This is a genomic window from Micromonospora sp. WMMD975 (assembly GCF_029581215.1).
GTDB lineage: Bacteria > Actinomycetota > Actinomycetes > Mycobacteriales > Micromonosporaceae > Micromonospora.
In genome coordinates this window covers 554,867-571,111 of sequence record NZ_CP120739.1, presented here as the reverse complement: position 1 = coordinate 571,111, position 16,245 = coordinate 554,867, and the positions used below count along the sequence as shown (strand labels likewise).

Sequence of the window (16,245 nt, the reverse complement as noted above, 5' to 3'; positions counted from 1 at the left end):
GCCAGATGACTGATCACCGCTCCACCCCCGAGCCCCACCCCTCCGGGCGGGACGGGTACCCCGACTGGCTGCACCACCTGGAGCGGGAGATCCGGCCCAGCCTCGCCGTACGGCTACGCATCTGGTGCCGGCTCCGGGCCCGCCGGCTGGTGGCCGCTTCCGGGGTCCTGCTCCTGCTGGCCGGTCTGCTGGGCGCGGGCGCGTACGGGTACCGGCAGCTCCGGCGGCCCGCCGCCGCGGCGTACCCGGCAGCCGGCGCCGCAACCGGTTCCACGGCCGCGCCGACGCCGGACCCGGGTGTCTTCGCCGGGACCCCGGCGGCGAACTGGCCGGCCGGAGCGGCCGGGATCACGCTGCCTCCGGCCCGGCCCACGGACGGCTTCACGGCCACCGAGGTGTCGGCCGGGCTGGCCCGGGTCCGCGCCACCATGCTTACCGCCCGGCTGGACCGGGCGTTCATGACCGGCGACGACCCGACCCCGTTACTGCGCCACTTCGCCCCGGCCGCCCGGAAGACGGTGCGCGAGGACTGGTCCACCGCGACGATCGGCACCTACGCGACCCGGCTGGCCCCGGACGCCCGGCTCACCCCGGACCGACCCCGGGCCAAGGGCTCGCTCACCTACCGGGGCGTCCGGGACGAGTTCGGCGTCCGGACACTTGAGGTGACCAGCAACGTCGTCTGGGTGTACGGATTCCTGGATCCCGATTCGCGCTCCGGCCGATCGGTCATCATGCTGCACGACGAGGTCGTCTGGCACCTGCCGCGCGCCGACGACGTGGCGCGGTCGGACCGGGGGCTGTGGCTGCACCGGATGTCGAGCTACGGGTGGGGAGTGGACTGCGACGCCATCCGGCTCGGTCTGATCCGGCCGGGCCGGCTGGACCTGGACGCCCCGCCGTTCCCTGAGGACCCCGACAAGCTCTACGATCCGGCACACCCGATCGACCTGCCGGTCTCGTGTTGAGCGGTTCGGCCGCCACCGACCACCCGCCCGTCGCCGGTCGCTACCGGCGACGTCCACGGACCCGACCGGACCGGAAGCCGGGTGACGGCGATCCCTGCTGAGACGTTCAGCGCACCGCGCCGACCACCGCCCACCCGCCGGAACGCAGCCGCAGCAGCAGGGCGACCAGCCGGAGCACCACGAACAGCGTCAGCCCGGCCCAGATCCCGCCCAGCCCGAGGTCGAGGCCGTAGGCCAGCCAGATCGCCGGCAGGAACCCGCCGAACGCCGCCACGATGGTCAGGTTGCGCAGGTAGCGCACGTCACCGGCGCCGATCAGCACCCCGTCGAGCGCGAACACCACGCCGCCGATCGGCTGGAGTGCCGCGAGCCAGGGCCACGCCACCATGGCCTGCTCGCGTACCTGCGGATCGGAGCTGAACCAACCCGGCACCAGGCCGGCGCCGGCGGCGATCAGCACCGCGAACGCCACGCCGCACAGCCCGCCGAGCACCGCGACGCGGCGGGCGAGGAAGCGCGCGCCGGGCGCGTCACCCGCGCCGAGCGCGGCCCCGACCAGCGACTGCGCGGCGATCGCGAGGGCGTCCAGCACCAGCGTGGTGAAGAACCAGAGTTGTACGGCGATCTGGTGCGCGCCGACCGCGGCGGCGCCGAACCGGGCCGCGACGGCGGTCGCGGACAGGAAGCTCGCCTGGAACGCCACGCCCCGGACCAGCAGGTCGCGGCCGAGCACCAACTGCTGGACGATCACCCGGGGCTGGGGCCGCAGCGAGACCCGCTCGCGCACCAGCGCCGCCGCGAAGAGGCAGCCGGAGAGCGTCTGCGCGACCGCGTTCGCCACCGCCGAGCCGACCAGGCCCAGCCCGGCCGGATAGACCAGCAGCGGGCAGAGCAGCGCGGAGAGCAGGTTGGGGGCGAGCACGAACAGCAGCGGCCGGCGGGTGTCCTGGATCCCCCGCAACCAGCCGTTGCCGGCGGCGGCGAGCAGCAGGCCGGGCGCGCCGAGCACCGCGATCCGCAGCCATCCGGCGGCGGCGTCGGCCACCTCGCCGGAGCCGCCGACGAGGGTACGCGCCAGCGCGCCCCCGCCGATCGCCATGGCGACCGCCACCAGCACGCCGGCGGTCAGCGCCAGCCAGGACGCCTGAACGCCCTCGGCAACCGCGGCGGCCCGGTCCCCCGCACCGAACCGGCGGGCGGACCGTCCGGTGGTGCCGTACGCGACGACCGCGCCGATCCAGGCGATCAACGTCATGACCGTGCCGCCGATCGCGAGCGCGGCGAGCGGCACCCGACCGAGGTGGCCGACCACCGCGGTGTCGACGAGCACGTAGACCGGCTCGGCGGCTAGCACCACCAGGGCGGGCAGTGCGAGCGCGGCGATCCGCCGGGGTGAGGCGGCGGGGGCGGGGGCGGTGGTCGTGCTCATCGCCGCCGATCCTGGCACGACTTCGGTAAGGCACGCAAGCCTCATGGCTGCTTACTCACATGCTCGGTACTGCTTGCTCAGGTCGCTCGGTGCTGCTTGCTCAGGTCACTCGGTGCTGCTTGCTCAGGTCACTCAGGAAGCGCGCGACGTCGTGCCGGCCGCGCAGGCGGTGGAACGGCAGGGCGGGGGCGCACTCGGCGACTGCCGCCAGCACCCGGGGACGGGAGTCGCGCGGGTAGCGCCAGATGTACCGCAAAAAGTCGAGATCGACCCGCTCCGGGCAGCCGTCGGGAAGATCGGGCCGGGGCGCGGCACGGCGGGCCCAGCGGCGGCGCAGCACCCGGGTCAGGCATCGCCACCGGGGCGGGTCGCAGAGCACCAGCAGGTCGGCACGGGGCAGCCGGAGATCGAGGGTGCTGGCATAGTTGCCGTCCATCACCCAGGCCGGACGGGCGGCCAGCGCGGCCACCTCGGCGCGGAAGTCGGCAGGTTGCGGCGCGGTCCAGCCGGGCCGCCAGTAGTGCCGGTCGAGATAAATCAGGGGAAGGTCGAGCCGCCGGGCCAGCGCAGCGGCGAGCGTGCTCTTGCCGGCACCGGAGCTTCCGACGACCAGGATGCGGCGCACCGGACGACGGTAACGTCGTCGCCCCTCGTCGGACGGCCGACCCGACGGCGGCGCTGCACCGACGGTGGCGCTGCACCGACGGCGACGCTGCGGACGTCGCCGCTCGGCCGGAGGTGATCTCGGCCCTTCGCCTACGACGATCCGGTTGCTGCTCAGCCTTGGCGTGGGCTCCGGTGACCCGTGCGGCGGTGACGTCGGCACGTGGTCGGGCGACGCGGTGCGGCGCCGGGACCAGCCGGCGTCACCGCCGGACGGCCTGCGTCACTGACGAGTGTCCATCGACGTCTGCAGCGCACGGCGCATCTGCTCGCGCGCCTCGTCGGTGGTGGTCTCGGTCTGCGGCTTGCGCTTGCTGGGCATGTGAGTGTCCTTCCAGGGTGCGGACCGCCGAGGCACGGCGGCCCTACGGGCGCCCGACGTTCCGGCTCGTCGCGACAACCGTCGCGCCACGACCGGGAGTCGTCGGCCTGCTGAGCGCCCGGCAGCGGTCCGGGATCACCGGAGCGGCTCGCCTGGCAGCGTGAGCCCGGGTCGGTCTGACCCTGGAGGGAGGGGACGCCGGGTGTGGCACCACCGCCCGTGACCAGCGCCGCGAAGCGCCGGCCTCTCACCCAAATTAACGTTCACTTTCCAGATACTGCCCACTGTTCCCGCGATGCGGACAGGACAAACCGTCGCCCGGAGACGTCTCAGCGGGCCAGGAAGTGCCAGCCCAGCCACCACCAGAAGCCGAACAGACCGATCCGGCCCACCGGCACCGGGCCCACCTCGTATCGCATGACGAAGGCGCAGACGTCGGCCAGGGACGGGATCCGGGAATCCTCCCGGCGCGCGGCCCACTCGACGACCGCGAACAGCAGCAGCGCGGTCAGGAACCCCCCGATGGCAAGCGCGCGCATCATCGGCGGACCAGTCCCCAGAACGCGGCCAGCCAGGTGAACCAGGCCGCCGAGCGGACCAGATGGTCCTCCAGCAGCGGGTCGGCGAGCCGGGAGAACGTCGGAAAGTCATCGCCCACGGACAGCACGAAGGTCGCTCCCTCGAAGACCCCGAAGACGGTGACCGGCAGCAGCCACCACAGCGCCGCCGACGGCAGCCGGCGCGGTGCCGGCCGCCGGGGCACCCGGTTGTTCAGGCCGACCCAGATCAGCCCTCCGCCGGTGCCGAGAATGTAGAGGTTCGCCGCGGTCGAGAACGACGGCAGCTGACCACCGACCAGAGAGAGGCAGATCAACACCGGTACGGAGACGACGGGGCGATCCCAGACCCGGGGTGCCTCGACAGTGAGCTCGCGGGAGTGATCCATCACCCGATTGTCCCCACCGTGACGTAAGGCGGGAAGACCGGCACGCCTCGTGATTGCCCCGAAACGCCGAAGGCCGGCACCTCCGTTGGTCGGAGGTGCCGGCCTTCGTGTGTGTGTCAGCTGTTCCAGTGCTTGGTGACGAGGTCGGTGGCCTGGTTCTCCCACTGGGCGTAGGCGTCGGGGTAGGCGCTCACCTGGACGGTCTGCGCGGCCTCGGTCAGGGGCATGTCCTGCCAGCCGTCGACCTGCTTCAGGCCCTTGAGGAAGGCCAGGGTGGAGTATTCGGGGTTGGTGATCTGTTCCGGGCTGCCCCAACCGCTCGACGGGCGTTGCTGGAACAGGCCGAGGGAGTCGTGGTCGTTGGTGTCGCCGAGGTGGCCCAGGTTCTCCAGCTTGGATTCCTGGAGGCTGGTGGCGATGGAGATGATCGCGGCTCGTTCGGGCAGGCCGGCCTTCTTCGTCGCGGCGATGATCGCCTTGACGTTGGCGGTCTGCTCGTCGTTGAGGGTGATGCTCGACTGCTTGCCCTCGGCCTGCACCACGGCCGCAGCCGTGGCGGGCTTGCCGGTGTGGGTGGGGGTGTCGGCGTGGGCGGCGATCGGGCCGGCGAACACACCACCGGTGAACGCCAGACCAGCGATACCCAGGACGCTCTTGCGCAGGATCGTGTTCATCAGGGGGCTCCATTCCGGGGGTCGACACACGCACCGGGGGAGGGTGGCGCGCGGGCGAGCACCGTCAGGCGCTCAAAGTTTCGGGGGGATCCGGCGTGGTCCGCGGGGCAGGGGCCGCACCGCGGGGGCCGGGAGAATGTGTAACGACCGGCTGCCCACCGTCATTCCCGGGGGCGGGTCGACCGCGCGGCATGGGCGCGCTGGCCTTCCTCGGTCGTTCACCGGGTTACAACGCCCGCACCCCCGCGACGATTCCGCCGTCAGAGTGCCGCCCACCACCCCCGAACCGGACACCCCACCCACCCGGCCGCACACGGCGACCGGATTCCCGCACGCCCCTCAACACCCCCAGGCCCACCACGGGAACGCCACGGGTGCCTCAACGCGCCCGAGACGGCCACAACGTTCCACCCGCGCTCCGCCCCGGGCCACGACTGGAACGCCATGGGTGCCTCAACGTGCCCGAGAGGGCCATAGCGTTCCACCCGCGCGCCGTTCAGGCGACGACTGGAACGCTATGGACGTCTCAGCACGCCCGAGACGGCCATATCGTTCCACCCACGCGCCGCCCGGGCCACGACTGGAGCGCCACGGGTACATCAGCGCGTCGAAGATGGCCAAGTGCGTCAACGCGCCGCAGACATGCTTGACGCTCCCCCGCGCTCCACCTCAGTCCAGGACTGGGACATGTGTACATCAACGCACCGCAGACAGCCGTGACGTCCACGCGCGGCCACCGAGATCAACTCGGAACGATCGGAGATCTTGGTACAAAAGCGTCCCCAGAGGGGCCAATTCGTACCAAGATCTCAGGAGTTCGAGGGGAGGACGTTCAGAGGGAGGGCGTCGCGGATGCTCGCGACCACCTCGTCGAGCGGACCACGCCCGGTGAAGCCGGCGGCGAACCGGTGCCCGCCGCCGCCCAGCCCGACCGCGACGCGGCTGACGTCCACCGCGCCCTTGCTGCGCAGCGAGACCGCCCACTCGGCCTCCCCGGACTGCTTGACCACACAACTCACGTCCGCTTCGGCGGTGCAGCGGACCGAGTCGATGAGCGCTTCCAGCACGTACGCCGGTTGGTCGTGGCGGGTGAGGTCGGCGCGGGTGGCGTACGTCCAGACCAGGCCGTGCCCGGCGGCGGCTGCCGGTTCGAGCGTGGCCCGGCCGAGCACCTCGCCGAAGAGCCGGACCGCGCCGAACGGGCGGGTGTCGAAGACGCGGCGGGAGATGTCTCCCGGCCGGATGCCGGTGGCCAGCAGGCGCGCGGCCATCTCGTGCACGGCCGGGGTGGTCGCCTCGAACCGGAACGAGCCGGTGTCGGTGGTCAGCGCGACGTAGAGGCCGGTCGCCATCGCCGCGTCGAGCGTCACCCCGAGGCGGTCCAGCAGTCCCAGCGCGACCACCGAGGTGGCCGCGGCGTGCGGATCCACCAGGTTGATGCCGCCGAAGCCGGCGTTCGAGGCGTGGTGGTCCAGCACCAGCGACGTGCCGGCCGTGGCGAGCCGGTCGGCCAGGTCACCCAGCCGGGACTCGCTCGCCGCGTCGAAACAGACCACCAGGTCCGGTTCCGGGTACGCGTCGTCCGGCGGCACCAGCAGCTCGACGCCGGGCAGCCAGCGGAACGGCTCCGGTACGCCCGGCGGGCCGGGGAAGGTCGCCTGGAGGTGGCGGACCCCGAGTCGGCTCAGGCCGAGCGCGAAGCCGAGCATGCTGCCGAGCGCGTCCCCGTCCGGGTTGACGTGGCAGATCAGCAGCACCCGCGCGTCGGCGGGCAGCCCGCGTACCGCCGCTACGGCCGCCCCCCACTCGGCGTCGGTGGGACCGCCGCCAACCGCGGCACCCCCGGCCGCCGTCGACACGCCACCGCCTGCCGCGCCAACACCGCCTGCGCCAACGCCGGCCGTCGACACGGCACCGCCGGCCGCGCCACCGGCCACCGTTGACACGCCGGCCACGGTGGCGACCGGTGCGCCGTCACCGGTGGGCGCGGTCACCGTCGATCGCCGCCGCGCTCGTCGTCCGTCGACGACTGCGACGACTCGTCCGTCGACTCGTCGACGTCGGCGTCCTCCTCCACCCGGTACGGCTGGGCGTCGCCCGCGTACGCGGCCTTGGCGGCGAGCCGCTGCACCTCGGCGTCGGCCGAGCGGGCGGCCGTGAGCAGGTCGTCGATGTGCTTGACCTGGTTCTGCACGTCGTCGAGGACGAACGTCAGGGTCGGCGAGTGCCGCAGCCCGAGCGCCTTGCCGACGGTGCTGCGCAGCATGCCCTTGGCGCTCTCCAGCGCGGCGGCGGTGCTCGCCTGGGCCGCCGCGTCGCCGAGCACGGTGTAGAAGACGGTGGCGTCGCGCAGGTCGGCGGTGATCCGGGCGTCGGTAATCGTGATCATGCCGAGCCGGGGGTCCTTGATCTGGCTCCGCACCACCGACGCGACGAGTTCACGGACGCGCTCCGCGTGCCGGCGTACCTTGGCCGGATCCGACATGTCCCACCTCCACGATCACTGTTCCCACCACCCGGCGCGACTGACGCCGCGGTCGGGAAGCCGCCGGCCGGGAGGACGACGCCGGGCCCGACCGCCCAACGTCCGAGAACATTACCCGCGCCCCGCCGGGCACCGCGCGGCACCGCCGGGGTGCCGCGCGACGCGCCGACGCCGTCAGTCGTCCGCGCCGTGCAGGCGACGGCGTACCGACAGCAGTTCGGTCTCCGGGCGGGCGGCGACCAGCCGCTCGCAGGAGTCGAGCACCTCGCGGACGTGGGCCGGTTCGGCGGCCACCACCGCCACCCCGATCTCGGCCCGGCCGTGCAGGTCGAGCGCGCCGACCTCGGCGGCGGAGACCTCGAACTTGCGCAGCGCGGCGACGATCGGCCGGACGTAGGACCGCTTGGCCTTCAGGGACCGGGAGTCACTCGGGAGCAACAGGTCGAACAGCGCGGTTCCGGTATACACGGCGAGCAACGGTACGCGGCTGGCGGACCCGCGGCACGCGATTAAGGCGCGACCGCGACCAGCACGTCCCGCTCGATGGCCTGGTCGACCCGGTGGGACAGGTCACGCCATCCGGGCCCGTCGACCACGCGCAGGCCGGCAGCGGTGAGCGCCGCCTCCGCCTCCGCCCGCGGCGTGACGTGGGTGTTCCAGGACAACCCCAACGCGCCGCCCGGCCGCAGCAGCTCCCGCCACACCGGTACGGCGGCGGTCAGCAGGTCCAGCGGGCTGCGGGACAGGCCCTGGTCGCTGCGGCTGCCGTGGGCCACCCCGTACGGCGCGTCGGTGACGATCACGTCGGCGCAGCGGGGGCGGAGCACCTCGCGGGCCCGGGTGGTGTCGGTGTGCAGCACGGTGACCCGCTGGGTGACGCCGGTCCGGTGCTCGTCGCGGGAGGGTGCGAGCACCGCCTCGAAACGGCGGGCGACCAGCTTGCGGTCCCGGCGTACCGGCACCGTCTCCGCAGTGTGCTTGAGGCGCTTGCGACGCAGCCAGGTACGCAGGAACGCCGCGTACGCGTCCACGTCCTTGCCGTCGCGCTCGATGCCGATGCCGTGGTGGCCGTACATGAGCGCCTGGTTGAGGGTGGTGCCCCGGCCGCAGAGCGGGTCCAGCACCACGAGTTGCCCGTCGAGCATCCGCGGCGCGGCGGCCGAGGCGAGCAGCGTGACGTTGAGCAGCAGCCGGGTGAACTGCTCGTTGGTCTTGCCGGCGTACTTGGGGATGGTGACGAGGTCCGAGTCGTACCGGGCCAGCGGGTGCAGCGGCACCGGCCGGAGCAGGTCGTCGCCGACCCGCTCGAAGAGCGCGTACGCCGCCGACAGGTTCGCCAGGTGGGCCAGGTCCCGGGCGCCGAGGCCGGGCTCGGGCGCGGTGAACGTCAGGTACTCCACCCCGCCGATCCGGGTGGTCGCGGCGTCGGCCGGGGCCGTGTCGAGCACGCCCGAACCGGCGAACACGGCCAGTTCGGCGCGGGCCAACCGGGCCGCCGCGTCGGCGTAGACGCGGTTGGCGGAGGGGGCGAGGAGCAGCGCGTACCCGATCACGCGGAAATTGTCGCAGCCTGCGGAAACGGCGACGGCCGGGACCCGAAGGCCCCGGCCGTCGACCGGTCGTGCACACCGCTCGCTCAGGCGCGCGGCTTCTCACGCATCTCGAAGGTTTCGATGACGTCGCCGACCTGGACGTTGTTGTAACCGCCGAGCGTCAGACCGCACTCGAAGCCCTCGCGGACCTCGGTCGCGTCGTCCTTGAACCGCTTCAGGGAGCTGATCGTGAGGTTGTCCGCCACGACCGCCCCGTCCCGCAGCAGCCGCGCCTTGGCGTTGCGGCGGATGAGGCCGGACCGGACGATACAGCCGGAGATGTTGCCGATCTTGGACGAGCGGAAGACGTCGCGGATCTCCGCGGTGCCCAGCTCGACCTCCTCGTACTCCGGCTTGAGCAGACCCTTGAGCGCGGCGTCGATCTCCTCGATGGCCTGGTAGATGACCGTGTAGTACCGGATCTCCACGCCCTCGCGGTCGGCGATCTCGCGGACCTTGTTGGCGGCCCGCACGTTGAAGCCGATGATCGTGACCGCCTCGGACGAGGCGCTCGCGAGCATGACGTCGCTCTCGGTGATCGCACCCACGCCCCGGTGGATGATCCGAAGCTGGACCTCCTCCGGGATGTCGAGGTTGAACAGCGCGTCCTCGAGCGCCTCCACGGAACCGGAGACGTCGCCCTTGAGCACCAGGTTGAGCGAGGTCTTCTCGCCCTCCTTGAGCTGCTCCATGAGTGTCTCGAGGGTGGCCCGGCCACGGGAGTTGGCGAACGACGCCGCCCGCCGCCGTGCCTGCCGCTGCTCGGCGATCTGCCGCACGGTGCGGTCGTCCTCGGCGGCCAGGAAGGTGTCACCCGCACCCGGCACCGTGGTCAGACCGAGCACCATGACCGGACGTGCCGGCCCGGCCGTGTCGACCGGCTTGCCGTTCTCGTCCAGCATGGCCCGGACCCGGCCGTGCGCCCCACCGGCGACGATGGAGTCACCGGCCCGGAGCGTGCCCTTCTGCACCAGCACGGTCGCCACCGCGCCACGGCCCTTGTCCAGGTGCGCCTCGATGGCCACACCCTGCGCCGGCCCGTCGATCGGAGCGGTCAGCTCCAGCGACGCGTCGGCGGTCAGCAGGACGGCTTCGAGAAGCTCGTCGATGCCGATGCCGGGCTTCGCCGCCACGTTGACGAACATGGTGTCGCCGCCGTACTCCTCGGCGACCAGGCCGTACTCGGTCAGCTGCTGGCGGACCTTGTCCGGGTTCGCGTCCGGCTTGTCGACCTTGTTGACCGCGACCACGATCGGCACGTCCGCCGCCTTGGCGTGGTTGAGCGCCTCGATGGTCTGCGGCATCACGCCGTCGTCCGCCGCCACCACCAGGATCACGATGTCCGTCACCTGGGCACCACGGGCACGCATGGCGGTGAACGCCTCGTGACCCGGGGTGTCGATGAAGGTCACCGCGCGGTCCTCGCCCTCGTGCGGGACGTGGACCTGGTAGGCGCCGATGTGCTGGGTGATGCCACCCGCCTCGCCGGCCACGACGTTCGCCTTGCGGATCGCGTCGAGCAGCTTGGTCTTACCGTGGTCGACGTGACCCATGACGGTCACCACCGGCGCACGGCTGACCAGGCGGTCCGCCGCGACCTCGGCGTCGAGGTCGATGTTGAACTGCGCGAGCAGCTCGCGGTCCTCGTCCTCCGGGCTGACGATCTGCACGTCGAAGCCGAGGTGCTCACCCAGCAGCAGCAGGGTCTCGTCGGAGCACGACTGGGTCGCGGTCACCATCTCGCCCAGGTTGAACATCTCCTGGACCAGCGAACCCGGGTTGGCGTTGATCTTGTCGGCGAAGTCCGACAGCGAGGCGCCACGGGACAGCCGGACGACCTGACCCTGACCGCGGGGAGCACCCGAGGACATGGTCGGGGCCGACAGGTTGTCGAACTCCTGTCTGCGCTGCTTCTTGGACTTGCGGCCACGGGTCGGCCGGCCACCCGGACGCCCGAAGGCACCCGCCGCGCCGCCGCCTCGGCCACGACCACCGCCACCGGGACGGCCACCGCCGCCACCCGGACGGAAACCACCGCCGGGAGCGCCGCCACCGCCACCGGGACCGCCACGGTAACCACCGCCGCCACCGCCGCCGGGACCGCCGCGGTAGCCACCGCCGCCGCCACCGCCGCCGGGACCGCCGCGGTAACCACCGCCGCCGCCACCGGGACGACCGGCGCCGCCACCGGGACCACCACGACCGCCACCGGGGCCGCCGGGGCGACCCGTGGTCGGGCGCTGGCTCGGCATGGACGCCGGGCTGGGCCGCGGCGGCATGGAGGCGGGGCTGGGCCGCGGCGGCATGCCGGCCGGGCTGGGACGGGGACCGCCCCCACCGGCGGCCGGAGGCCGCTGCTGCCCACCCTGGATGCCGAACGGGTTGTTGCCGGCGCCACGGGCCGGCGGACGACCGCCGGGTCGGGCGCCCGGACCCTGGCCCTGGCCGGGACCGCTGGGCCGCGCGGCCGGGGAACCCGGACGCGGGGGCATGGCGTTCGGGCCGGGACGCGGGCCGGGACGGGGACCGCCCTCGGCCGGAGGCTCCCGGCGAACGGTCTCGCGCTGCTGCTGGCGGGCGGCCTGGGCGGCCTTGACCGCGGCCTCCTGCTCAGCCTTCAGCGCGGCGGCACGCGCTTCCGCCGCCGCCACTTCGATGTCGTGCGCGCTCGCCGGCTTGGCGACCGGGGTCGCCGGCTGCGGCGGGCCGGGGACCGGGCCCTTGGGCTTCGGTCCAGGGGTCGGCGCGGCCGGTCGCCGGGGCGGCATCGGTCGGGCCGAGACCCGGGGTGCGCCCGGGGTCGGGGTGGGCGTCGGGGTCGGTGCCGGGCCGCTGGGGGCGGCTGTCGGCGGGGCGGCGGGCGCCGGCGAACCGGCGGACGCCACGAACGCGCTCCGCAGCCGTCGGGCGACAGGCGCCTCGACGGTGCTGGACGCGGACTTCACGAACTCGCCCATCTCCTTGAGCTTGGCGAGAACGGTCTTGCTTTCGACCCCGAGCTCCTTGGCAAGCTCGTGTACGCGGGCCTTTCCTGCCACTGCACTCCTCACTCCGAGGTCGTGCGGGCAGCACCCGCAGCGACCTCACTCGTGCACTTGAAGCCTGGTCATTTCTGCGACTTCATCGTGTGCTCATGTCGGTCGTCCTACCTTGCTAGCGACCCTCGACCGGTCGGGTTGACCGGTCGTCGGGGGTTGCGCGTCGACGTGCTCGGCAAGCGCGCCGTGGTCGGGGACCCCGGCGACGCGCAGCGCCCGCCCGAAGGCTCGGCGCCGCACCGCCTGCGCGAAGCAGGCCGGATGGGGGTGCATGTTCGCTCCCCGACCCGGCAGTCTGCGGGTCGGATCGGGCCGGAGACTGGTCTGACCAGCCTCTTCACCGACCGCGACGACCCGCAACAACTCGCTGGCCGGCGCTCGTTTCCGGCAGCCCACACAGGTGCGCTCCGGCAGCGCGCGTCGTGCCACTGAGAAAGTCTACCCCTAGCTGCTCGAGATCGCGCCGCCCGGCTCCGGCACGTGATCAGCTCCGCCCCGTCCGCCGGTGCCCGCCTGCTCCGCGTCGGAGCGGATGTCGATCCGCCAACCGGTCAACCGGGCCGCGAGGCGGGCGTTCTGCCCTTCCCGGCCGATCGCGAGCGAGAGCTGGAAATCCGGGACGGTTACCCGGGCGGCGCGGCTCGCCAGGTCGACCACCTCGACCCGCAGCGCCTTGGCCGGCGAGAGCGCGTTGCCGACGAAGGTGGCCGGGTCGTCCGACCAGTCGATGATGTCGATCTTCTCGCCGTGCAGCTCGCTCATCACCGCGCGCACCCGCTGCCCCATCGGGCCGATGCAGGCGCCCTTGGCGTTCACACCGGACGCGGTGGACCGCACCGCGATCTTGGTGCGGTGACCTGCCTCACGGGCGATCGCGCCGATCTCCACCGTGCCGTCGGCGATCTCCGGCACCTCCAGCGCGAAGAGCTTCTTCACCAGCGCCGGGTGCGACCGGGACAGCGTGATCTGCGGGCCACGCATGCCCTTGGCGACGTGCACGACCACGCAGCGGATCCGCTCGCCGTGCTCGTAACGCTCGCCGGGGACCTGCTCGGACTGGGGCAGGACACCCTCCAGCTTGCCCAGGTCGACGCTGACGATGCCCTTCTCCCGACGGGTCTCGTGCGCCTGCACCACACCGGTGACCAGGTCGCCGTCCCGGCCGACGTACTCGCCGAAGTGCACCTCGTCGGTGGCCTCCCGCAGCCGCTGGAGGATCACCTGCTTGGCGGTCATGGCGGCGATCCGGCCGAAGTCGTGCGGCGTGTCGTCCCACTCCCGGGTCACCGAGCCGTCGTCGTCCAGCTCCTGGGCGTAGACCGAGGCGGCTCCGCTCTTGCGGTCGATCTCCACCCGGGCGTGCGACTCGGCACCGTCGGTGTGCCGGTAGGCGGTCAGCAACGCGGTCTCGATCGCCGCGAGGATCGTGTCGAACGGGATCTCCCGCTCGCGCTCCAGGGCGCGCAGCGCCGCGAGGTCGATGTTCACCTCTCCTCGTCCTCCAGATCTTCGTCGTCGTCGGTGTCGTCGTCGGTGTCGTCACCGAGATCGGCGTCGGCCAGATCGTCCAGGCGGGAGAACTCCACCTGGACCCGGCCGGGCCCGAGCTCGGGGTAGGGGTGGGTGGCGGGGCCGGCGTCGGTCTCCAGCACCACCCGCTCGTCGTCGGCGGCCGTGACCCGACCGGTGAGCTGCCGGTCCCCGGCGTCGCCGCGCGCGGTCACCTTGACCAGCCGGCCGACGTTGCGCCGCCAGTGCCGGGGCAGGGTGAGCGGACGGTCCACGCCGGGCGAGCTGACCTCGAGTTGGTACTCACCGGCGACGATGTCCCCGCCGCTCTCCTCGGCCGCGTCAAGCGCCGCGGAGACCGCCCGGGACACGTCCGCGACGGCGTCCAGCCGGATCCCGCCGTCCGCGTCCACGATCACCCGAACCACGTGCCGGCGCCCGGCCCGGGAGACGGAGAGGTCCTCCAGGTCGTAGCCGGCGGCGCTGACCACCGGCTCGATCACCTCGCGCAGGCGGGCCCGGCGAGCGGCGAGGTCGCCGCGCGGTGCGCCGCCGCGGTCCGCGCCGCGTGCGCCCTCGGACCGGCGGGGCCGCCCGACGGGGCCCGACGGCCGGGTGGCACGGCCACGCTGCGTCATCTCGGCGCACCTCTCTGCTGTTACGCCGGCCCGTCGGACCGGGTTGTCCCGGGCCGGCCGCGGCGGTCGACCCACCATGCCGGCACGCCACCGGGGCGTTCGCGCCCGGTGGCTGCGCAGAGCGTAACGCTTGGGCGCGGCGGCGGACCGGGCGGCGCACCGAGGACCCTGCCCCACACGGCGGCGGCGATGGTGTTGACTTGTCCGGTGGGGATCGGCAGAACACCATCCAACCAGGGCAGAGCCGGGCATTCCCGGCGCGCTCTGCTGCGCGCCGGTGGGCTCGTGGCGCTGGGCGGCGCGACCGCGCCGCTGACCGGTTGTGATCTTTTCGACCGGGACGACGAGCCGTCGCCGCCGGACGCGCTGGAGCCGCTGGTGGCCGAGGCGCTCGCGCTGGAGGCGCGACACCGGGCCGCCGCCACCGCCACCCCGGCGTTGGCCGAGCGGCTCACCCCAATCGCCGACGCGCACCTGGCGCACGCGCAGGAGTTGCGCCGGGTGATCGGGCGGCCGGCGCCGTCCGGCCCGCCGTCGACCGCCCCGTCGACCGCCCCGTCGGGCACGCCGTCGGCCACCCCGCCCGGCCCGCCGCTGGCCACCCCGCCCGGCCCGCCGGGCAGCGAGCCCGACGCCGTGCTCGCCGAGCTGCGCCGGGCCGAACAGCAGGGCCGGACGAACGCCGCCAAGGCGTGTGCTGGCGCGCCGCCCGAGCGGGCCGCGCTGCTCGGCTCGATAGCCGCGGCGCGGGCCACCCACGTCGAGGTGCTGGCATGAGCGAACGCACCGAGCGAAGCGAGGGCCGTGAGCGCATGCCCAACCGGCACAGCATGAGCGAACGCACCGAGCGAAGCGAGGGCCGTGAGCGCATGCCCAGCTCGTACCGCATGAGCCCGGCCGAGGCCCTCGCCGACGCGCTCGCCGCCGAATACGCGGCGATCTGGGCGTACGGGGTGATCGGCGTGCACCTGACCGGTGCGGCCCGCACGGCTGCCCGCGCCGCCGAGGCGGCCCACCGGTCCCGCCGGGACGCGCTGCTCCTGCAACTCGCCGAGGGGCCCGGGCAGGTGCCCGCGGATCAGGCCGGCTACGCGCTGCCCTATCCGGTGACCGACCGGACGACGGCGCTGCGGCTGGCGGTGGAGCTTGAGGAGCGGACCGCCGGCCACTGGCGGGCCGCGATGCCGCACACGACGGGTGCCGACCGGAACACGGCGCTCGCCGCGCTCACCGACTGCGCGCTGCGGGCGACCCGTTGGCGGCGTACGGCCGGGGTGAACCCGGTCACCGTCCCGTTCCCGGGCCGGCCGGCCTGAGCGCGCCCCCGGTCACCGGGCGCAGCCCCTCGGTTGCGGCCCGCATACCAGGTATGCATACTCCAGGTCATGTCCATCCGCCACGGCCTGCTCGCCCTGCTCGAACGCGGCCAGATGTACGGCTATCAGCTGCGCGCCGCGTTCGAGGAGTCGACCGGGTCGACCTGGCCGCTCAACATCGGGCAGGTTTACACGACACTGGCCCGGCTGGAACGCGACGGCCTGGTCCGCCCGCTGCCGGAGAACGAGAGCGGGCAGCGGCCGTACGAGATCACCGACGCCGGGCGGGCGGACCTGGCGCTCTGGTTCGCGACCCCGATCAGCCGCGCCGACCGGCCCCGGGACGAGCTGTCGATCAAGCTGGCACTGGCCCTGACCACGCCCGGGGTGGACGTCCGGGCGGTGGTGCAGACGCAGCGCGCCGCCACCATGCGCGCGCTCCAGGAGTTCACCCGCTTGAAGTACGCGAGCGACAAGCCGGAGGATCTGCCCTGGCGGTTGGTGCTGGACGCGATGATCTTCCAGGCTGAGGCCGAGGTGCGCTGGCTCGACCACTGCGAGACCAGCCTGGTCCGCCACCGTCCGACGCCGGGCCGACCGGTCCCCCACCCCGAGGCGGTGGACCGGGCCGGTGACGAGGCCCGCCGGTGACACGAACGGGAGGC

Annotated in this window: 17 protein-coding genes; 4 read left to right on the top strand and 13 right to left on the bottom strand. The window is 73.4% G+C overall.

What is annotated here, in order from left to right; translation table 11 throughout:
• Positions 1-5 precede the first annotated feature (5 nt).
• The gene (locus O7613_RS02630) at positions 6-968 is read left to right on the top strand and encodes a hypothetical protein (protein ID WP_282291862.1); all 963 of its coding nucleotides are present in this window, start codon (positions 6-8) and stop codon (positions 966-968) included.
• 106 nt (positions 969-1,074) lie between these two features.
• On the opposite strand, the gene O7613_RS02625 is transcribed toward O7613_RS02630, so the two are convergent.
• The 13 genes from O7613_RS02625 to rimP all read right to left on the bottom strand — a co-directional run bounded on the left by O7613_RS02625 (position 1,075) and on the right by rimP (position 14,264).
• Positions 1,075-2,397 (bottom strand): MATE family efflux transporter, encoded by a 1,323-nt coding sequence (locus O7613_RS02625; protein WP_282291860.1) that lies wholly within the window; start codon positions 2,395-2,397, stop codon positions 1,075-1,077.
• Positions 2,398-2,497: 100 nt separating this feature from the next.
• On the bottom strand, positions 2,498-3,022 hold the full coding sequence (locus O7613_RS02620) for an adenylate kinase (protein WP_282291859.1): 525 nt from the start codon (positions 3,020-3,022) through the stop codon (positions 2,498-2,500).
• A 689-nt stretch (positions 3,023-3,711) separates the two neighbouring features.
• Positions 3,712-3,921, bottom strand: a complete 210-nt coding sequence (locus O7613_RS02615) for a DUF6186 family protein (protein ID WP_281590445.1) — start codon at positions 3,919-3,921, stop codon at positions 3,712-3,714.
• A complete protein-coding gene (locus tag O7613_RS02610) occupies positions 3,921-4,328 on the bottom strand; it encodes a hypothetical protein (protein WP_281584384.1) in 408 nt (135 codons plus the stop codon). The genes O7613_RS02615 and O7613_RS02610 overlap by 1 nt, the downstream gene beginning before the upstream one ends.
• Positions 4,329-4,444: 116 nt before the next feature.
• On the bottom strand, positions 4,445-5,002 hold the full coding sequence (locus O7613_RS02605) for a hypothetical protein (RefSeq protein WP_282291858.1): 558 nt from the start codon (positions 5,000-5,002) through the stop codon (positions 4,445-4,447).
• A gap of 809 nt (positions 5,003-5,811) precedes the next feature.
• The gene (locus tag O7613_RS02600) at positions 5,812-6,861 is read right to left on the bottom strand and encodes a bifunctional oligoribonuclease/PAP phosphatase NrnA (RefSeq protein ID WP_282291857.1); all 1,050 of its coding nucleotides are present in this window, start codon (positions 6,859-6,861) and stop codon (positions 5,812-5,814) included.
• A gap of 131 nt (positions 6,862-6,992) precedes the next feature.
• Positions 6,993-7,487 (bottom strand): 30S ribosome-binding factor RbfA, encoded by a 495-nt coding sequence (rbfA, locus tag O7613_RS02595; RefSeq protein ID WP_281584387.1) that lies wholly within the window; start codon positions 7,485-7,487, stop codon positions 6,993-6,995.
• 174 nt (positions 7,488-7,661) lie between these two features.
• Positions 7,662-7,955 carry a DUF503 domain-containing protein gene (locus tag O7613_RS02590; protein ID WP_281584388.1) on the bottom strand — a complete coding sequence of 98 codons (294 nt, stop codon included), beginning with the start codon at positions 7,953-7,955 and terminating at the stop codon, positions 7,662-7,664.
• Between the two features lie 41 nt (positions 7,956-7,996).
• On the bottom strand, positions 7,997-9,040 hold the full coding sequence (locus O7613_RS02585) for an SAM-dependent methyltransferase (protein ID WP_282291855.1): 1,044 nt from the start codon (positions 9,038-9,040) through the stop codon (positions 7,997-7,999).
• An 83-nt stretch (positions 9,041-9,123) separates the two neighbouring features.
• Positions 9,124-12,117, bottom strand: a complete 2,994-nt coding sequence (gene infB / locus O7613_RS02580) for a translation initiation factor IF-2 (protein ID WP_281584390.1) — start codon at positions 12,115-12,117, stop codon at positions 9,124-9,126.
• Positions 12,118-12,210: 93 nt separating this feature from the next.
• Complete coding sequence (locus O7613_RS02575) at positions 12,211-12,546, bottom strand: YlxR family protein (protein WP_281584391.1); 336 nt, start codon at positions 12,544-12,546, stop codon at positions 12,211-12,213.
• A gap of 15 nt (positions 12,547-12,561) precedes the next feature.
• Entirely contained in the window at positions 12,562-13,605 is a 1,044-nt protein-coding gene (nusA, locus tag O7613_RS02570; protein ID WP_281584392.1) for a transcription termination factor NusA, read from the bottom strand.
• Positions 13,602-14,264, bottom strand: a complete 663-nt coding sequence (rimP, locus tag O7613_RS02565) for a ribosome maturation factor RimP (protein WP_282291853.1) — start codon at positions 14,262-14,264, stop codon at positions 13,602-13,604. The genes nusA and rimP overlap by 4 nt, the downstream gene beginning before the upstream one ends.
• Before the next feature lie 264 nt (positions 14,265-14,528).
• Between rimP and O7613_RS02560 the strand changes: the two genes are divergently transcribed.
• The 3 genes from O7613_RS02560 (at position 14,529) to O7613_RS02550 (ending at position 16,231) form a co-directional block, all read left to right on the top strand.
• On the top strand, positions 14,529-15,041 hold the full coding sequence (locus O7613_RS02560; RefSeq protein ID WP_281590446.1) for a hypothetical protein: 513 nt from the start codon (positions 14,529-14,531) through the stop codon (positions 15,039-15,041).
• A gap of 110 nt (positions 15,042-15,151) precedes the next feature.
• A complete protein-coding gene (locus tag O7613_RS02555; RefSeq protein WP_282294461.1) occupies positions 15,152-15,580 on the top strand; it encodes a ferritin-like domain-containing protein in 429 nt (142 codons plus the stop codon).
• 69 nt (positions 15,581-15,649) lie between these two features.
• Entirely contained in the window at positions 15,650-16,231 is a 582-nt protein-coding gene (locus tag O7613_RS02550) for a PadR family transcriptional regulator (protein ID WP_281584394.1), read from the top strand.
• Positions 16,232-16,245 lie beyond the last annotated feature (14 nt).